Annotated in this window: 9 protein-coding genes; 1 reads left to right on the top strand and 8 read right to left on the bottom strand. The window is 68.0% G+C overall.

All coding sequences use genetic code 11. The features are described from left to right. From RTO53_RS15250 to RTO53_RS15235, 4 genes are all read right to left on the bottom strand, one after another. On the bottom strand, positions 1–2135 hold a 2135-nt coding region (locus RTO53_RS15250; RefSeq protein WP_312238591.1), incomplete at its 3' end, for a glycoside hydrolase family 3 N-terminal domain-containing protein. Positions 2136–2179: 44 nt separating this feature from the next. Then, a complete protein-coding gene (locus RTO53_RS15245; protein ID WP_312238588.1) occupies positions 2180–3868 on the bottom strand; it encodes a glycoside hydrolase family 43 protein in 1689 nt (562 codons plus the stop codon). Beyond that, on the bottom strand, positions 3868–5850 hold the full coding sequence (locus tag RTO53_RS15240) for a sialate O-acetylesterase (RefSeq protein WP_312238587.1): 1983 nt from the start codon (positions 5848–5850) through the stop codon (positions 3868–3870). The genes RTO53_RS15245 and RTO53_RS15240 overlap by 1 nt, the downstream gene beginning before the upstream one ends. Beyond that, a complete protein-coding gene (locus RTO53_RS15235; protein ID WP_312238590.1) occupies positions 5847–7961 on the bottom strand; it encodes an alpha-glucuronidase family glycosyl hydrolase in 2115 nt (704 codons plus the stop codon). The genes RTO53_RS15240 and RTO53_RS15235 overlap by 4 nt, the downstream gene beginning before the upstream one ends. Positions 7962–8072: 111 nt before the next feature. Here RTO53_RS15235 and RTO53_RS15230 point away from each other — a divergent pair, with 111 nt between their 5' ends. Then, positions 8073–9128, top strand: coding sequence for a LacI family DNA-binding transcriptional regulator (locus tag RTO53_RS15230; protein WP_312238586.1), 1056 nt, complete (start codon positions 8073–8075; stop codon positions 9126–9128). A gap of 17 nt (positions 9129–9145) precedes the next feature. On the opposite strand, the gene RTO53_RS15225 is transcribed toward RTO53_RS15230, so the two are convergent. The 4 genes from RTO53_RS15225 to xylB are packed head-to-tail and all read right to left on the bottom strand — an operon-like array spanning position 9146 to position 16036. Next, a complete protein-coding gene (locus RTO53_RS15225) occupies positions 9146–11710 on the bottom strand; it encodes an exo 1,3/1,4-beta-D-glucan glucohydrolase (RefSeq protein ID WP_312238585.1) in 2565 nt (854 codons plus the stop codon). Further along, positions 11707–13116, bottom strand: a complete 1410-nt coding sequence (locus RTO53_RS15220; protein ID WP_312238584.1) for a sugar porter family MFS transporter — start codon at positions 13114–13116, stop codon at positions 11707–11709. The genes RTO53_RS15225 and RTO53_RS15220 overlap by 4 nt, the downstream gene beginning before the upstream one ends. Positions 13117–13163: 47 nt before the next feature. Next, entirely contained in the window at positions 13164–14498 is a 1335-nt protein-coding gene (gene xylA / locus RTO53_RS15215) for a xylose isomerase (RefSeq protein ID WP_312238583.1), read from the bottom strand. Between the two features lie 44 nt (positions 14499–14542). Next, entirely contained in the window at positions 14543–16036 is a 1494-nt protein-coding gene (gene xylB / locus RTO53_RS15210) for a xylulokinase (RefSeq protein ID WP_312238589.1), read from the bottom strand. Positions 16037–16046 lie beyond the last annotated feature (10 nt).

The raw sequence follows: 16046 nt of genomic DNA, 5'->3' as shown, positions 1-16046 counted from the left end.
GTCACCGGCAGCCGCCCACCGGGGTTGACGTCGCCGAACAGCGCTTCACCCACGGCGGTGCCGCCGCGCTGCCCGGGATACCAGCTCATCAGGATCGCGGACAGGTTCGCCTGGGCCCACTCCACTGCCAGCGCCGACCCGCCGGTCAGCACCATCACCACCGGCGTGCCGGTGGCGTGCAGCGCTTCGAGCAGGGCGCGCTGCGGCGCGGGCAGGCGCAGGTCGGTACGATCGCCGCCGGCGAAGCCCGGGTAGTTGACCGTCATCTCTTCACCCTCGACGTCGCCGGTCAGGCCGCCGACGAACACCACCACATCCGCGTTGCGGGCGGCATCGAGTGCCTCCTCGAACGGCGGCCTGGCGCCGGGCATGCGCCAGCCCAGCCGCACGCCTGCGTCGCGCTCGGCGTCGTAATACTCCAGTGTGAGGTCGTAGGCACGGCCTGCCTGCAGGTCGATGTCCACGCCATCGGCGCGCAGGCGATCGCTGTTGGTCCAGTGATCCAGGACCCGCTTGCCATCCACGTAGAGGCGGAAGCCGTCGTCGGCGGCGGCCTCTATCCGGTAGCGGCCCGATACCGGCGGCAGCAACTGGCCCTGCCAGCGGATGCTGAATCCATCGTTGGGAATGCCCTGCCCCGGCGCCGCTTCCCCCCGGGCCAACAGGTTGTCGGTTGGTGATCCGCGGTCCCAACGGAAACCGATCTGGGCATCGGTGCGGACCAGCGCCGGTGTTCCTGACAGATCGGGCGTGCGGAAGTACTCGCCGCGCAGGCCGCGCTCCGGGGAATCGGCCGAGGGCCGCAGGTACGCCGCCTCGATGAGCGGCGTTGCACCGGGATCATCACGTCCTTCGACCAGGTCCACGCCGCGCGCATATCGCACCTCCACGCCCTTGGCCGCATCGCGGATGCCCTGCAGCAAGGTCACCGGTGCCGCCGGCGTGCCGAAGTAGTTGCCCAGCAGCGCCATGCTGTCATCGGCGGTGGGGCCGACCACGGCAATGCGCTTGAGCGTGCGCGACAACGGCAGCACACCGTCGTTCTTCAGCAGCACCAGCGACTCCCGTGCGGCGGTCAAGGCCAGGGCGTCGTGTGCCGGGGCCTGGTTCACCGCCGCGGGGATGCGCGCCCAGCGCACCCGCTCGGGCGGATCGAACATGCCCAGCCGCATCCGTGCGGTAAACAGGCGGGTCACCGCATCGTCGATCTCCGCTTCGCTGATCAGGCCCTGGTGCACCGCTGCCGGCAACGTGGCGTATTCCTGGCCACACTCCAGTTCGGTGCCGTTCCTGACCGCCAGCGCCGCCGCAGCCTCTCGGGTGGGCACGATATGGTGATGCTTCCAGATATCGACGATGGCCCAGCAGTCCGACACCACGTAGCCCTTGAAGCCCCAGTCGCGGCGCAGTACGTCGCGCAGCAGGAACCGACTGGCGCTGGCGGACTCGCCGTAGACCCGGTTGTAGGCCCCCATCACCGCATCCACCTGCCCCTCCTTCACCAGCGCCTCGAATGCCGGCAGGTAGGTGTCGTACAGGTCGCGTTTGCTGGGCCGTGCATCGAAGTGGTGACGGTCGGCCTCGGGACCACTGTGCACGGCCAGATGCTTGGCCGTGGCGTCCAGCTTGCGATACACCGGGTCGTCGCCCTGCAGTCCCTGCACGAAGGCAACACCCATGCGGGCGGTGAGGTACGGATCCTCCCCGTAGGTTTCCTGGCCCCGCCCCCAGCGCGGGTCGCGGAAAATGTTGATGTTCGGTGACCAGTAGGTCAGCCCTTGATAGCGCCCATGTGCCCCTTCGCGGATGAACTGGTGGTGCTTGGCGCGTGCCTCGTCGCTGATGGTGGTGGCCACCTGTCGCATCAAGGGCACGTCGAAGGTGGCGGCGAGGCCGATGGCCTGCGGGAACACGGTGGCCTGTCCTGCCCGCGCAACGCCATGCAGGCCTTCGTTCCACCAATCGTAGGCCGACACGCCCAGGCGCTCGATGGCCGGCGCGGCGTTCTGCATCTGTGCTGCTTTCTCCTCCAGGGTCATCTGCGCCACCAGCGCGGCGGCGCGGGTTTCAAAGCTGGCCGAGGTGTCCAGCCACGGCTGTGGCCCGGCGGCGTAGCCGACGTTGGCAAGGGCCATGGCGGCGCACAGCGACAGCGTGCGGAAGATGGGCGTGCGCGTCATCATTTGCTCCTCAAGGCACGCTCATCGCGTGCGAATGGACCCAGCAGCGCGCCGACAAAGCCGCCCGCACGATCCGTACTCAACACAGTGCCGTCCACGTCGTCGGCAAGCGTCTGCCAGCCACGACCGTCGCCAGCGTCGAAGGAAAATCCATAGCGGCCCTCGTCACCGGCGATCTTCAGCCGTAACGACGTGCCTGCGTGCAGCGTCCGGGTGGCCAGGGTTCGGGTCACGCCGCTGCCGTCGCGCCCTTCCAGGAACACCGCAACGCGCTCCCCGCCAAGGCTGCGGACGCCGAGGAAGTACCAGTAGGCCTCGCTTTGGAATGCTGCCAGGCCGGCCGCCACGCCTGCCGCCGGGCGCGTCATCGCCGTGCTGGCCTCGAAGCGCAGGTGCTGCTGGCGGCGCCCGAGGAATGCCGGATTGCGCAGCGTGTCCAGATTCTCCGGCAGCGGATGCACGGCCAAGGCACCGGGCCGCTCGCGCTGACTCGCCCACGCCTGTTTGGGCACCCGCACGCGCAGCCAGCCAGCGCCCAGCACCGGCGCATCGAAGTCGTCGCGGTCGACGAAGTTGCCGGTGGACGGGGCCTGCGATGCTTCGCCCTGCATCCAGGAGGGCGCCTTGACCGCATACGGGATCGCCTGGCCCGCCGGCAGGATCACCGGCCAGCCGTCACGCCATTGCACGGGAAGCAGATAGGTCTCCCGGCCCGTGTTGTAGTGGCGTCTGTCATAGGTGCGGCTGGCAAGGAACACCGCCCACCAGGAGCCGTCCGGACCTTCCACCAGATCGGCATGGCCGGCATTGGTGATCGGCAGCGGCCGGTCATCGGGCAGGTCGCGTTGGGTGAGAATCGGATTGCCGGCATACGGCGCGTACGGCCCCCACATGTCGCGGCTGCGCAGGACCACCTGGGAATGCTGCGGCCCGGTGCCGCCTTCGGCGTCGGAGAGGTAGTACCAGCCTTCGCGTTTGTAGAGGTGCGGTCCCTCGATCCAGATCGGGTTCTTCGCCGGCTCCACCCCGCCGTCGATCAGCACCTTGCGCGGGCCCACCGGCTTGAACGTGGCCAGATCGATCTGTTGCATCCAGATCGCGCGGTGCCCCTCGTAGCGCGGCCGATCGGGCGGCACATCATTGTTCAGCAGGTAAACGGTGCCGTCGTCATCGAAGAACAGCGACGGGTCGATGCCGTCGACGCCCGGCAGCCAGTGCGGATCGGACCACGGACCTGCAGGATCGCGCGCGGTGGCGATGAAGTTGCCGCCGCTGTCGACGGCGGTGGTGACTACATGGAACACGCCATCGTGGTAGGTGATGGCCGGTGCGAAGATGCCGCGGGATACGCTCAGGCCGTCGAAGTCCAGCTGGGATGGACGGTCGATCACGTTCCCGATTTGCTTCCAATGCACCAGATCCACGCTCTCGAACACCGGGATCCCCGGGAAGTAGGTGAAGCTGGAATTGACCAGGTAGAAGCGGCCGTTCGCACTGACGATGCTCGGGTCCGCGTGGAAGCCGGCCAGGATCGGGTTGCGGTAGTGCCCGGCGGGCAGCGGCGCGGCAAAAGCCGCGTCGTGCCCGGCATACTCGAACCAGTCGAAGTAGACCGGCGCCGGCGCGGCCCCCAGCGGCTGCATCGCAGCGGACAACAGCAGGAGCACCGTGGCAATCAGCCGACGCATCAGGGCACCTCTGCAGCATTGAGGGCAAGCTCGAAGGGTCCGGCCGGCGCACCGCTGCGGTCCCGCAGCGTGCAGATCGGGCCGTCGGCCCAGCAGTAGCGCACGCGTGCGCCGGGCGCGGCGGGTGGGCCGCGCAGGACGACGTTGCGCCCGTCCAGTACGGCATCTGCATAGGCGCAGTGACGCGCATCGGCGTCGCAGAGCTCGAAGCCGATGGGGCCATTCGCACCGGTGGTGACCAGGGCCCCGGTCACGTTGTCGAACGCGATCCGCACGCCGGCCTGCGTGCGCGATGCGTGGTGCGCGGTCGGGCCGGACGGCGCAACGGTCCGGTCGCCGTAGACCACATGGCGCGCCGCCTGGGCCAGACGCCGGCCAAGTTCCTGTTTGTTGGGCGGGTGGATGTCGTAGGCATCGCCGATGTCGATGGCCAGCGCAAGCCCGGTGTGCGGGTCTTCCGCTGCGACACGCCGCTGCGCCTCGCGCACCTGCGCCCAACCACTCTCGCCCGGTGCCTGCGGTGGAAGCCCATACCCGGCCAGTTGCACCACCAGCACCGGCAACCCGGCACCGAACTGCCTGCGCCAGTCATCGCGCACGCTGCGCAACCGTGCCGCGTAGGCGACACCATCGCCCGTGTTCGATTCGCCCTGGTACCACACGATTCCCCGCAGCCCATAGTTGCCCAGCGGCGCGATCATGGCGTTGTGCAGCGTCGACATCCCCGTGGCCGCGTGCCACGGCGCCAGCGGCGGTGGCTGCGTAGCGGGCGCCGCACGGTATTGCCACGCCGCATCCAGGGCGATGCGCGTGCCATCGTCCAGGTGGATGGCATGGGCGCTCGACGGTCCCGCCAAGCCACCGTCGCCGTAGGTGTCCAGCGCATTGATCACCACCGTGTTGTTACCGGCGTTCAACAGACCGGCCGGCAGCGGATACGACCGCGCCTGGCCTGGAGCGTTCTGGCTGCCCACGGCCACGCCGTTTACCCAGGTCACGTCCGTCTCATCGACGGGACCGAGCTCAAGTCGCGCGCCCTGCCCCGCCTGGGCCGCCGTCAGGGTCACCTGGGTGCGGTACCAGACCATGCCGTTGTAGTCGGACAGCGCCGGCACGCCCCAGCGCTCCCATGCGCCAAGCATGGCCGGTGCGTCCTGCCAGCCCGTGCCGCCCGCGCCTGGCTGCCAGGGTGCATCGCCGGCGACGGCATCCGCGCGCGTTGCCCACCATTGCTGCCATTGTCTGCCCCAGCGTGCGTTCGCCGCGGCAGGGTCGCTGGCATACAGCGCGAGCACGTCCAGTGCGGGTCCCATGCCGCCCTGGGTGCGCAGGGCGTCGGCGCTGGTCCATGCCTCGATCCGCGAGCCGCCCCACGCCGACTGGATCAGTCCCATCGGCACGTTGACGCGCTTCTGCAATTCGCGCGCAAAGTAGAAGCAGGCAGCAGAAAAGTCGCGCACGGTGTCCGGGGAGGCGGGCGTCCACGAGACGGGGGCGTTGAAGTCTCGTGGCGGCGTGACGGCTGCCGCCTTCGGCACGGTAAACAGCCGGATTGTCGGGTGGGTGGCCGAAGCGATCTCACTCACCGCGTCGAGCGCACGCCAGACCGGGAGTTCCATGTTGGACTGCCCGGAACACAACCAGACATCGCCCATCAGCACATCGCGGACGCGCCGGGTGACCTGCCCTGCCTGCACCGCCATCGCGTAAGGGCCGCCTGCGGCGACGGGCTGGAGCGTCGCGTGCCAGCGGCCGCTGGCAGTCGCACGCGTGCTGACGGTCTGGCCTGCGAATGCCACCGACACCGTGGCGCCCGGCGCGGCCTGGCCCCAGACCACAATGGGTTGGTCGCGCTGCAGCACGGCGTGATCCTGGAACAGCGGGTGCAGCAATGGCGTTGCCGCGTCCTGCGCCATGCAGGACAGCGCGCAACACCCCAAAGCGATTGCCAGCATCCCGCCAATCCACGGTTGACGACTCATCGCCCGTCTCCCGGCGCGGAAGGAAACTGCAGGCCCTGGTACCAGCTCAGCGGGTGCGGCGGGGCGATCTCGCCGACCGGCAACGGCCTGCCGCTCACCGACTGGAAGTACGCCACGCTCGCATCGCGCCACCACTGTGCTTCGCGCCGCTGGATACGGAGGAACGCGGCGACCTGCGCGTGCCGTTGCGGGTCCACCCTGCCCCGCAGGCCATCCCAGGTCACCTGCATCGCCTGCACCTGGCCGACACCCTGCGAATAGCGCCCGACCAGTTCATTCCACAGCGTCCTGCCGGAGGCCATGCGATGGTCCCACGGCACGTGGTGGAACCACAGCAGCAGCGGCTCTGGAACCCGCGCCAGGTCGCCGTAGCGCGCGGCCACCTCGGGCGCGTACTGGCCCACTGCATCGCTGCCGCTGGCGGTGCGGTCGAAGCCGATGCCATCGCGATCGGCGCGGTGGTAGTACACCGATGTCCAGTCCGCGCGCGGGCCATCGTCCACCCAGGGACCGGGGCCGTAGTGGTGCCCGCGCGCCATCAGGTGATGCAGACCCAGCGGGGTCATGTAGTTCACCGCGGCCTCGCGCGAGGCCATCATCATCTCGACGATGGGTCCCACCACCTCCGGATCCGGCGTAAACGTCATGGCGGCCCACTCCGCCGCGATGGCGCGGGCGGATTGGTCCGGATTCCAGGCGAGACGACCGAAGGCATACCAGTTGGCCTGATCGAAATGCGACCCGCTCCAGGTCCGGTCCGTGCCGATGTTGGCGACGCCGGCAAGTCCGGCCAGGGAGCGTGCCACGGTGTCGCCTTCGCCATGCGCGCGGGTGTAGGACTGCAGTACCTCCTCGTACAGCGGCCCCAGGTACACCAGATGCGTGGCGAAGCCGAGATATTCCTTGGTGATCTGGACTTCCATCATCAGCGGCGTGCGCGGCATGGCCCCGAACAGGGGATGGAACGGCTCGCGCGGCTGGAAGTCGATGGGCCCGTTCTTTACCTGCAGGATCACGTTGGGGCGGAAGGCACCGTCCAGCCCAGCGAATTCGGTGTACGCCTGCGTGGCGCGGTCTGCAGGCACTTCGTGCGCATAGACGAAGGCGCGCCACATCACTACGCCGCCGTGGGGGGCCAGCGCACCGGCCAGCAGGTTGGCACCGTCGGCGTGCGAGCGGCCGTAGTCCTGCGGTCCAGGCTGCCCTTCGGAATTGGCCTTCACCAGGAAGCCGCCGAAGTCCGGAATGCGCGCATGGATCTCGTTGGCCTTGTCGCGCCACCAGCGTTGTACCTGCGGGTCGAGCGGATCGGCGGTTTTCAACCCGCCCAGCTCGATGGGAGCGCTGAAACGTACGCTCAGGTACACGCGGATGCCATAGGGCCGGAAGATGTCGGCCAGCGTTGCCGCTTTGTCGAGATAGGCCGGCGCAAGGCTCTGCGCGTTGGCGTTGACGTTGTTGAGCACGGTGCCGTTGATACCCAACGAGGCGTTGGCGCGCGCGTAGTCGGTGTAGCGTGGGTCGCGCCACTCCGGCAGCGTCTGCCAATCCCACAGTGAGCGGCCGGCATAGCCGCGTTCGACATAGCCGTCGAGATTGTCCCAATGGTTGAGCACGCGCAGCGGCAGACGTGGTGATTCGCGTACCTCAAGGGTGTCCGGCAACGCGCCTGTCTGCAGCAGTCGCAGCAGATGGAACACGCCGTACAGCACCCCGATATCGTGGCGGGCGGCCACCAGCAGCACGTCGCGCCCGCCGGTCCGGGTACGCCTGAGCAGGTAGCCTTCGTCGCCCAGCGATGCAATCTCCTCGCGGAACGGCGCGATCAAGCTCGACGACTGCGGGGTACCCAACACCACGGAAGCGTTGGTCGCAGCCGCGACATGCATGCGCGGCGCGCTGCCTGTAAGCCCCCGGAGGCCACGCTCCAGCTCTGCGCGCGCGATGCGCTGCGTGGGCGTCCGATCAGGGGCCACCACATCTGCCAGACCCATGCGCGAGTCGGCGACGAGCGCCGGTGCGATGGGGGCGTAGCGCATCCAGAGCGCGTAACCATCCTCTGCACGCACGGTGCCCACGCAGGTAAACAGTGCCACTGCTACAGCTACTATCCAATGACACCGCTCGACATCCGAACGGAGCCTCAGCGCGGACAGCAAACCTTGTAAGCTCCTGACGTGCTTTGGATGCGACAGCGTCACAAAGAAGAACGGGAGCGCGAATTGGACAAGCCGAAGAAGTCCGTCCGGCGCAAAGCCAGCGGTGTGACGATCGACGAGGTGGCGGCCCTGGCCGGGGTATCGCCGATGACGGTGTCGCGGGCGATCAACCAGGGCAAGGTGCGCGATGTCACCCGCGAACGCGTGATGCGCGCAGTGCGCGAACTCGGGTACACGCCCAACCTGGCCGCCAGCTCGCTGGCCGCCGCACACCACACGCGCATCGCGCTGATCTACACCAATCCCAGCGGTGCCTACCTGCGTGAGTTGCTGGTCGGCTTGCTGCGGGTCGCGTCCAACGCGGCCATCCAGCTGGTCATCCACTACTGGGACAACCTGGACCCCGACGCCGAGCGCAAGGCTGCGCGTGCCTTGGGCGGACGCGTGGATGGCGTCATTCTGCCGCCGCCGCTGTGCGAATCGCAGCCTGCCGTCACCGAGCTGGTCAAGGCCGGCATCCCGGTGGTTGCCATCGCATCGGGCCACCTCAGTGACGATATTTCCTGCGTGCGCATCGACGACTTCCACGCCGGCAAGGAGATGGCCGAACACCTCATCCAGCACGGTCACCGCCGCATCGGCTTCATCCGCGGCCGCAACGACCTCAGCGCGAGCGCGCGACGCTACGACGGCTTTGTCACCGCCCTGCATGAGGCCGGGCTGGAGGTTGAGCCTGGCCTCGTCCAGCAGGGGGACTACACCTACCGTTCGGGGCTGGCCGCGACCGAGACGCTCCTGTCGCACCGTCGGCCGCCGACGGCGATCTTCGCCAGCAACGATGACATGGGCGCGGCGGCGATCTCCGTCGCCCACCGCCGGGGCCTGGAGGTGCCCCGCGACCTGTCGGTGGTGGGGTTCGATGACACCTCGGCCGCAACCACCGTCTGGCCCGAGCTCACCACCCTCCATCAACCCATCGCCGCAATGGCCGATGCCGCCATCGATATCCTGCTGCGCACCATCCGCCGCAAGCGCGACCAGCCGCGCGTGTTGACCGATCACGTCATGCCACACCGGTTGGTGGTGCGCGACTCGGTCGCGCGCCCGCCCAGGGGCTGACAACGCACGGCGCATCGTCATGCGCCCGGGCATGCGATGGTGGCCTCCGCTTCGTTCAACGCGCCGAGAGCGACGCGTGACACCGAGAGCGTCATCGCTCCGGCCGTGCCGATGGACCAGGGCCGATCCAGCTTGCCCACCTCCGCACCGGCCGCCGCCAGACACTTCAGCGGCACGCCCACGCGCGTCCACTGGCCCACGGGCAGCGTTGCCAGCGTCGGGCCCAGCGCCACGCGTGCCGAGCAGCCCGTGCCGCAGCCGACCGACAACCATGCATCGCCCTGCGGCGCAGTCTCAACCCGCAGCGTGGTCAACAGCATCAGATCGCCATTGCTCTCGCGCTGCAGGTCCAGCGCCGTATGCGACTGCAGCGCGGCCCACGCCTCCCCCTTGCCGGTCCACGCGAGGCGGCGCCCATCTTCCTGCGCCAGGTGGTCCACGCCGGTGACATTGAGCAGGCCACCGTCGAGCGACTCCGGCACCTTGGTGACGGTCACGCCCTGCCCGCTCCCGCCCTCCAGCCGCAGGGCCATGCCGGACCCGGCATCGCCGCGTGCGAAGAACACCCCGGTCGCCCCCTCGTTGCCGGTGACCCCGGAGACCTCCGGCAGCGCGGCCAGATCGCCATTGTCTTCGTAGGTCAGGCCGAAGCCGAATGCGAACAACGGGTTGTAGTCCTTCTGCCCGACATTGTTGGCGTACTGCGTTGCCGTGCGTGGCCAGCTGAAACTCAGCTTGCCCTTGAAGTCGTGCTGCACGCTGCCGTCCGGCTTGCGCAGCAGCACATCGGCAATGCCGGCGCCCTCCGACCCGGGCAGCCACGCTGCCACGAATGCATCGGCGGCATTGATTTCCCGGTTGACCCACAGCGGGCGTCCGCTCAGGAACACCGCCACCACCGCAATGCCGTCCGCCTTGAGCCGCTTGATCAGGGCAAGGTCCGTGTCGTCGCCCGGCTTGTACGCGAGGGTGGGCAGATCGCCCTGGAACTCCGCATAGGGGTTCTCGCCGAACACCACCACGGCCACATCCGGTTTGGTCGCGTACTTCCCATCCACCGCAAGCTCGGCGTGGCCGCCAGCGGCCTTCGCCTGCTGCGCAATGCCCTCGAAGATCGTGTCCGCATTCGGGAAGTCTTTGCGGGTGGTGCCGGTGCCCTGCCAGTTCAGCGTCCAGCCGCCGGCCTGCTTGCCGACGTCGTTGGCACCGTCACCGGCCACCAGGATGCGTTGCCCCGGCGACAGCGGCAGCACGCCGCCCTGGTTCTTCAGCAGCACCAGCGACTCGCGCGCTGCCTGGCGTGCAACATCGCGATGCCCAGGCGCACCGACGAGGGCGAACTGTCCACCCACTGCGCGCGAGGACGGCTTGCCCGCCTCGAACAAGCCCAGCCGCATCTTGACCCGCAGGATCCGGCGCACCGCATCGTCCAGGCGCTGCTGGGGGATGGTGCCTTTGTTCACTGCGGCCAGGGTCGTCTCATAGAAGCCCTTCCAGCTGTCCGACGCCATGGCCATGTCCAGGCCGGCGTTGATGGTGGCCGGGCAATCGGTGGTGGTGCAGCCCTTGACCTGGCCGTGGCCATTCCAGTCGCCCACCACGAAGCCACCGAAGTGCATGCGGCCCTTCAGCGCATCGGTCAGGTAGGGCCTGTTGCCGTGCATTTTTTCGCCGTTGACGCTGTTGAAGGACGCCATCACGGTCTGCGCACCGGCAGCGATGGCCGGCGGATACCCGGCGGCGTGGATGCGCACCAGCTCGGCCTCGCTGATACGGGTATCGCCCTGGTCCTTGCCCTCGGTCGTGCCGCCATCACCGAGGAAGTGCTTCACCGAGGCGATCACATGCCGACCATCCAGGAAAGCAGGCGAGGCCACCTTGCCCTGCAGGCCCTCGACCATTGCCCCGGCATAGCTGGCCACCACCTCGGGCGATTCGGAGTACCCCTCGTAGGTGCGTCCCCACCGGTCGTCCTGCGGTACCGCCACGGTCGGCGCGAACGCCCACTCCATGCCGGTAGCACGGGTCTCCAGCGCGGTGATCTCACCGATGCGCCGCAGCAGTTCCGGGTTCCGCGTCGCGCCCAGGCCGATGTTGTGCGGGAACAGGGTCGCACCGATGATGTTGCTTTGCCCGTGCACGGCATCGATGCCGAAGAGCACCGGGATCGCCTTGCCGCCCTGCGAGGTATCCATCGAGGCCGCGTAGAACGCATCGGCCAGCGCCAGCCACTGGGCAGGCGCGGCGTCGTAGCGGCCGCCGGGGTCGGAGTTGCCGCCGGCCAGGATCGAGCCGAGCCGGTACCTGCGCAGGTCGTCCGGAGTGATGCTGGCAATATCCGCCTGCACCAGCTGGCCAACCTTTTCCTCCACCGTCATGCTGGCCATCAGGTCGGTGATGCGCTTCTCCAGCGCGGCGTCCTCGGCCAGCGGCCAGGCAACCTGCGGCCAAGGATCGGTGCCGGCCGGCGCCGGGACAACCGCCTTGTCATCCTTGCCGCAGGCAACCAGTGCCAGCAACAGTCCGGTCAGCAGCACGCCACGGTGGGCGCGGGTACGGCGTCGATGCGTCATCGTCTTCATCCTTCCATCTGCTCCAGTTCCTTGCCCTTGGTTTCGTGCACGTACCTGAGCACGAAGAAGACCGAAATGATGGCCGACACCAGGTAGATGCTGTACGTCGCCGCCAGCCCGATGGCCGCCAGCAGAATGGGGAAGGTCACCGTGACGGCGAAGTTGGCGGTCCATTGCGCGGCACCGGCCACGGCCAGCGCCGAGCCACGAATCTGGTTGGGGAACATCTCGCCCAGCATCACCCACATCACCGGGCCCCAGGAAAGGTTGAAGAACACCACGTAGGCGTTGGCCGCCACCAGCGCCAGCGTACCCATGCGCCCGGGCAGCTGCAGGCGGGCATCGACCAGTGAGCCGCTGGCGAATGCCAGCACCAACAGCGCCAACGACACCGCCATGCCGGCCGAGCCGACCCATAGCAGCGGCTTGCGGCCGATGCGGTCGATCAGCAGCACGGTGACCATGCAGGCGCCGATGCTGAGCGCGCCGGAGAGGACGTTGATCAGCAGTGCGTCGTTCTCGGAAAAGCCGACCGCTTGCCAGAGCACGGCCCCGTAATAGAACACCACATTGATGCCGACCAGCTGCTGGAAGATGGCCAGACCAATGCCAACCCAGACAATCGGGCGGATCCGGCCGGTCATCCTGATGCGCAGATCCGACAGCCGTGGGCGGTGGTGGTCGGTGGACAGCGACGCGTCGATCTCGGCAAGCTTGGCCTGCGCCTCGGCCCCGCCGAACAGCCGCGTAAGCACGTGCAGCGCTTCCTCCTTGCGGCGCTTCACCACCAGGTAGCGCGGGCTTTCCGGAATGGTCAGCAGCAGCGCAAGGAACAGCAGCGAGGGCACCGCCTGCATCCAGAACATCCAGCGCCACGCCGCGTGCCCCCACCACAGCGCCTCCGTCGAGGCACCGGCCGTGGCCGCCAGCAGATAGTTGGACAGGAACGCCACGGTAAGCCCGCTGATGATGGCGATCTGCTGCACCGTGGCAAGGCGGCCCCGATAGCGCGCCGGCGCGACTTCGGCGATGTAGGCCGGCGAGATCACGCTGGCCGCGCCTACCGCAAAGCCCCCCATCACGCGCGCGAGGATGAACATGACCGAGGAGGACGCCGCACCCGCGCCGATCGCCGACAGCAGGAACAGCACCGCCGACACGATCAGTACGTTGCGGCGTCCGAGGCTGTCGGCCAGCCGGCCGGCGCTGAAGGCACCGATGGCGCAGCCCAGCAGCATCGAGGCGATCTCGAACCCCTGCATCCATTCGCCGGACCTGAACGCCTGGTGCAGGCCGTCCTGGGTGCCGTTGATCACGCCGCTGTCGAACCCGAACAGGAATCCGCCAATCGTTGCCACCACGCTGATCAACACGATCAGCCGGGTGTTCTCGCCGCCGCTCATTGCCTGGTTCATTGCCCTGCCCCTCCCCGGTTTGGTGTCATCGCCGCGCGCCGTCGCGCTCAGCGCAGCAGGTACTGGTTGAGCAGGTTCTCGTAGCGCTCCTGCTTGCCGCTGGACTGCGTGGGCTCACCGGCCTTGCTGGCCAGCGCCACCAGTTCGGACAGGCCCAGCGCGCCGTTCTCGAAATCCCTGCCCGCACCGCTGTCGAAGCTGGCATAGCGCTCCTTGCGCCACTGCTCCCACGGCGAATCGGTCAGCAGCGCGTGCGCCACTTCCAACCCGCGCGCGAAGGCGTCCATGCCACCGATGTGGGCGATGAACAGGTCCTCCAGGTCGGTCGACTCGCGGCGCAACTTGGCGTCGAAGTTCAGGCCCCCCTCCAGCCCGCCCTGCCGCAGTACGACCAGCATCGCCCCCACGGTGTCGTACAGGTCGGTCGGGAACTGGTCCGTGTCCCAGCCGTTCTGCCCATTGCCGCGGTTGGCGTCGATGCTGCCCAGCAGGCCGTGGTCCGAGGCGACCTGCAGGTCGTGTTCGAAGGTGTGACCGGAGAGCGTGGCGTGGTTCGCCTCGATGTTGAGCTTGAAGTCCTTGTCCAGGCCATGCGCCTTCAGGAAGCCCGCCACGGTCGCGCTGTCGAAGTCGTACTGGTGCTTCATCGGCTCCATCGGCTTGGGCTCGATCAGGAAGTTTCCCTTCAGCCCGATGCTGCGGCCGTAGTCGCGCGCCATGCCGAGGAACCGCGCGAGGTGGTCGACTTCGCGCTTCATCTGCGTGTTGACCAGCGAGGCATAGCCTTCTCGGCCACCCCAGAACACGTAGTGCTCGCCGCCCAGTTCAACCGTTGCCTCCAGCGCCGCCTTCACCTGTACCGCCGCACGGGCCACCACTGCGAAATCGGGATTGGTCGACGCACCATTCATGTAGCGCGGATGCGAGAACAGATTCGCCGTGCCCCACAGCAGTTTCATGCCGGTCGCGTCCTGGCGCGCCTTGGCCAGGCCCACCATGTGCTTCAGGTTCTTCTCGTACACGCCGACATCGTCGGCATCCGGGGCCAGGTCGATATCGTGGAAGCACCAGTACGGCACGCCCAGTTTGGTGAAGAACTCGAAGGCGGCATCCACCTTCGCCTCTGCGGTCGCCATGGCTGAGCCGACTTCCCAGGGGAACTGGCGGGTGCCCGGACCGAAGGGATCATGCCCGGCGTTGCAGAAGGTATGCCAGTAACAGGCTGCGAAGCGCAGGTGTTCCTGCATCGTCTTGCCACCGATGACTTTCTTCGCGTCATAGACCTTGAACGCGAGCGGGTTGTCCGAGCCGCGGCCTTCGAAGGGAATGCGGCCGATGCCGGGGAAGTATTCCTTGGCGCCGATGAAGGGCTGATTGCTCATGGTGCGTGTTCCTTTCGTTGTGCGAGGTGTCGCGAAAAAAGGGATCAGCCGCGATACAGCGGCATGAGGGCATCGAGATGTCGCAGGAAACGTGCATAGGCCGCGGCATAGGCGTGGGTACGCACCGGATCGGGGCGTGCCGACTGCAGCGGATCGACCGCAACGTGACGGTCGGTGATGTCGGCGATGGAGGCGGCGTCGCCGCGCGCATGACCCAGCGCCCACAGGGCCTGCAGTGCCGCGCCGAACGCCGCGCCCTCGGACTGGGTCGGCACGTCCACCGGCAGCCCGAAGACATCGGCCACCAGCTGCCGCCACTGCGCGCTGTTGCTGCCGCCGCCGGTCAGCACGATGCGGTCGAACTGCATGCCCGCGCGGACAAAGGCGTCGTAGCCATACTTCAGGCTGTATGTCGCCCCTTCCATGGCCGCACGGTAGAAGTGCGCCGGGGTCATGTTGGTCGTGTCCAGGCCCGCCAGCATGCCCTTGCCCAGCGGCAGGTCCGGCGTGCGCTCGCCATTGAGGAACGGCAGCATCACCAGCCCGTCGGCACCGGGCGGCGTGGCCCGCAGATGCCCATCGCCAAAGCGCGTACTGAAGCCGAAGGCGTCGGCGACCTGCTCGGTCGCCACGGTGCAGTTCATGGTGCAGATCAACGGCAGCCAGCCGCCGGTGGACGAGCAGAACGCGGCCCATGCCCCGTCGGCGTCGACCACGGGTGTATCCGAGTAGGCGAACAGGGTGCCCGAGGTGCCAAGGCTCATCGCCAGGCGACCGGGTACGACGCAGCCGGTGCCGATGGCCGCCATCATGTTGTCGCCCCCGCCGACGGCCACCTTCACCGTCGCGGGCAGTCCGAGCGTGGCGGCTGCGGCCGGGTCGATGTCGAACACCTCCTCGGGCGCGGCGATGCGCGGCAGGCAGTCGGCAAGATCGCGTTCCGGATCGGTCGCGCGCAGCAGGTCGCTGGACCAGGTCCGGGTTCGCACGTCCAGCCAGCCCGTGCCCGACGCATCGCCGTACTCGCAGAAGCGCTGGCCGGTCAACACGAAATTGAGGTAGTCGTGCGGCAGCAGAATGGTGGCAAGCCGCGCGTAGACCTCCGGGCGATGCGTCTTCGTCCACGGCAATTTGGAGGCGGTGTAACCGGTAAGGACAGGGTTGCCAGCCAGTGCGATGGTGCGCGCCGTGCCGCCGACCGCCTCCATGATCTGCACGCACTCGGCCGACGTACTGGTATCGCACCACAGCTTGGCGGGCGCAAGCACCTCCCCTGCCGCATCCACCGGTACGAAACCGTGCTGTTGGCCCGAGACCGCCAGCGCGGCAATGCGCGATCGAACCTTGGGATCAATCGCACGGAAGCAGGCATGAAGTGCGGCGACCCACTCGGCCGGTTGCTGTTCACGGCTGCCATCGGCGGCAGACGCCAGATCCAGCGCCGCGCTGGTGCTGGCAACCAGGCGCCGCCCGGCAGGGTCGTAGACGACGACCTTCAGACTTTGCGTACCTGCATCGATTCCGGCAACCAGATCCATTTCTTCCACC

Source organism: Stenotrophomonas sp., assembly GCF_031995405.1.
In the GTDB taxonomy this organism is placed as follows: Bacteria; Pseudomonadota; Gammaproteobacteria; order Xanthomonadales; family Xanthomonadaceae; genus Stenotrophomonas.
The sequence above is the reverse complement of the archived record's forward strand: the minus strand, read 5'-3'. Positions and strand labels throughout refer to the sequence as shown.

Bases quoted from the DNA above. Each gene is read 5' to 3' on its own strand.
- xylA (WP_312238583.1), bottom strand. From the start codon at position 14,498: ATGAGCAATCAGCCCTTCATCGGCGCCAAGGAATACTTCCCCGGCATC.
- RTO53_RS15240 (WP_312238587.1), bottom strand. From the start codon at position 5,850: ATGAGTCGTCAACCGTGGATTGGCGGGATGCTGGCAATCGCTTTGGGG.
- RTO53_RS15245 (WP_312238588.1), bottom strand. From the start codon at position 3,868: ATGCGTCGGCTGATTGCCACGGTGCTCCTGCTGTTGTCCGCTGCGATG.
- RTO53_RS15225 (WP_312238585.1), bottom strand. From the start codon at position 11,710: ATGAAGACGATGACGCATCGACGCCGTACCCGCGCCCACCGTGGCGTG.
- RTO53_RS15220 (WP_312238584.1), bottom strand. From the start codon at position 13,116: ATGAACCAGGCAATGAGCGGCGGCGAGAACACCCGGCTGATCGTGTTG.
- xylB (WP_312238589.1), bottom strand. From the start codon at position 16,036: ATGGATCTGGTTGCCGGAATCGATGCAGGTACGCAAAGTCTGAAGGTC.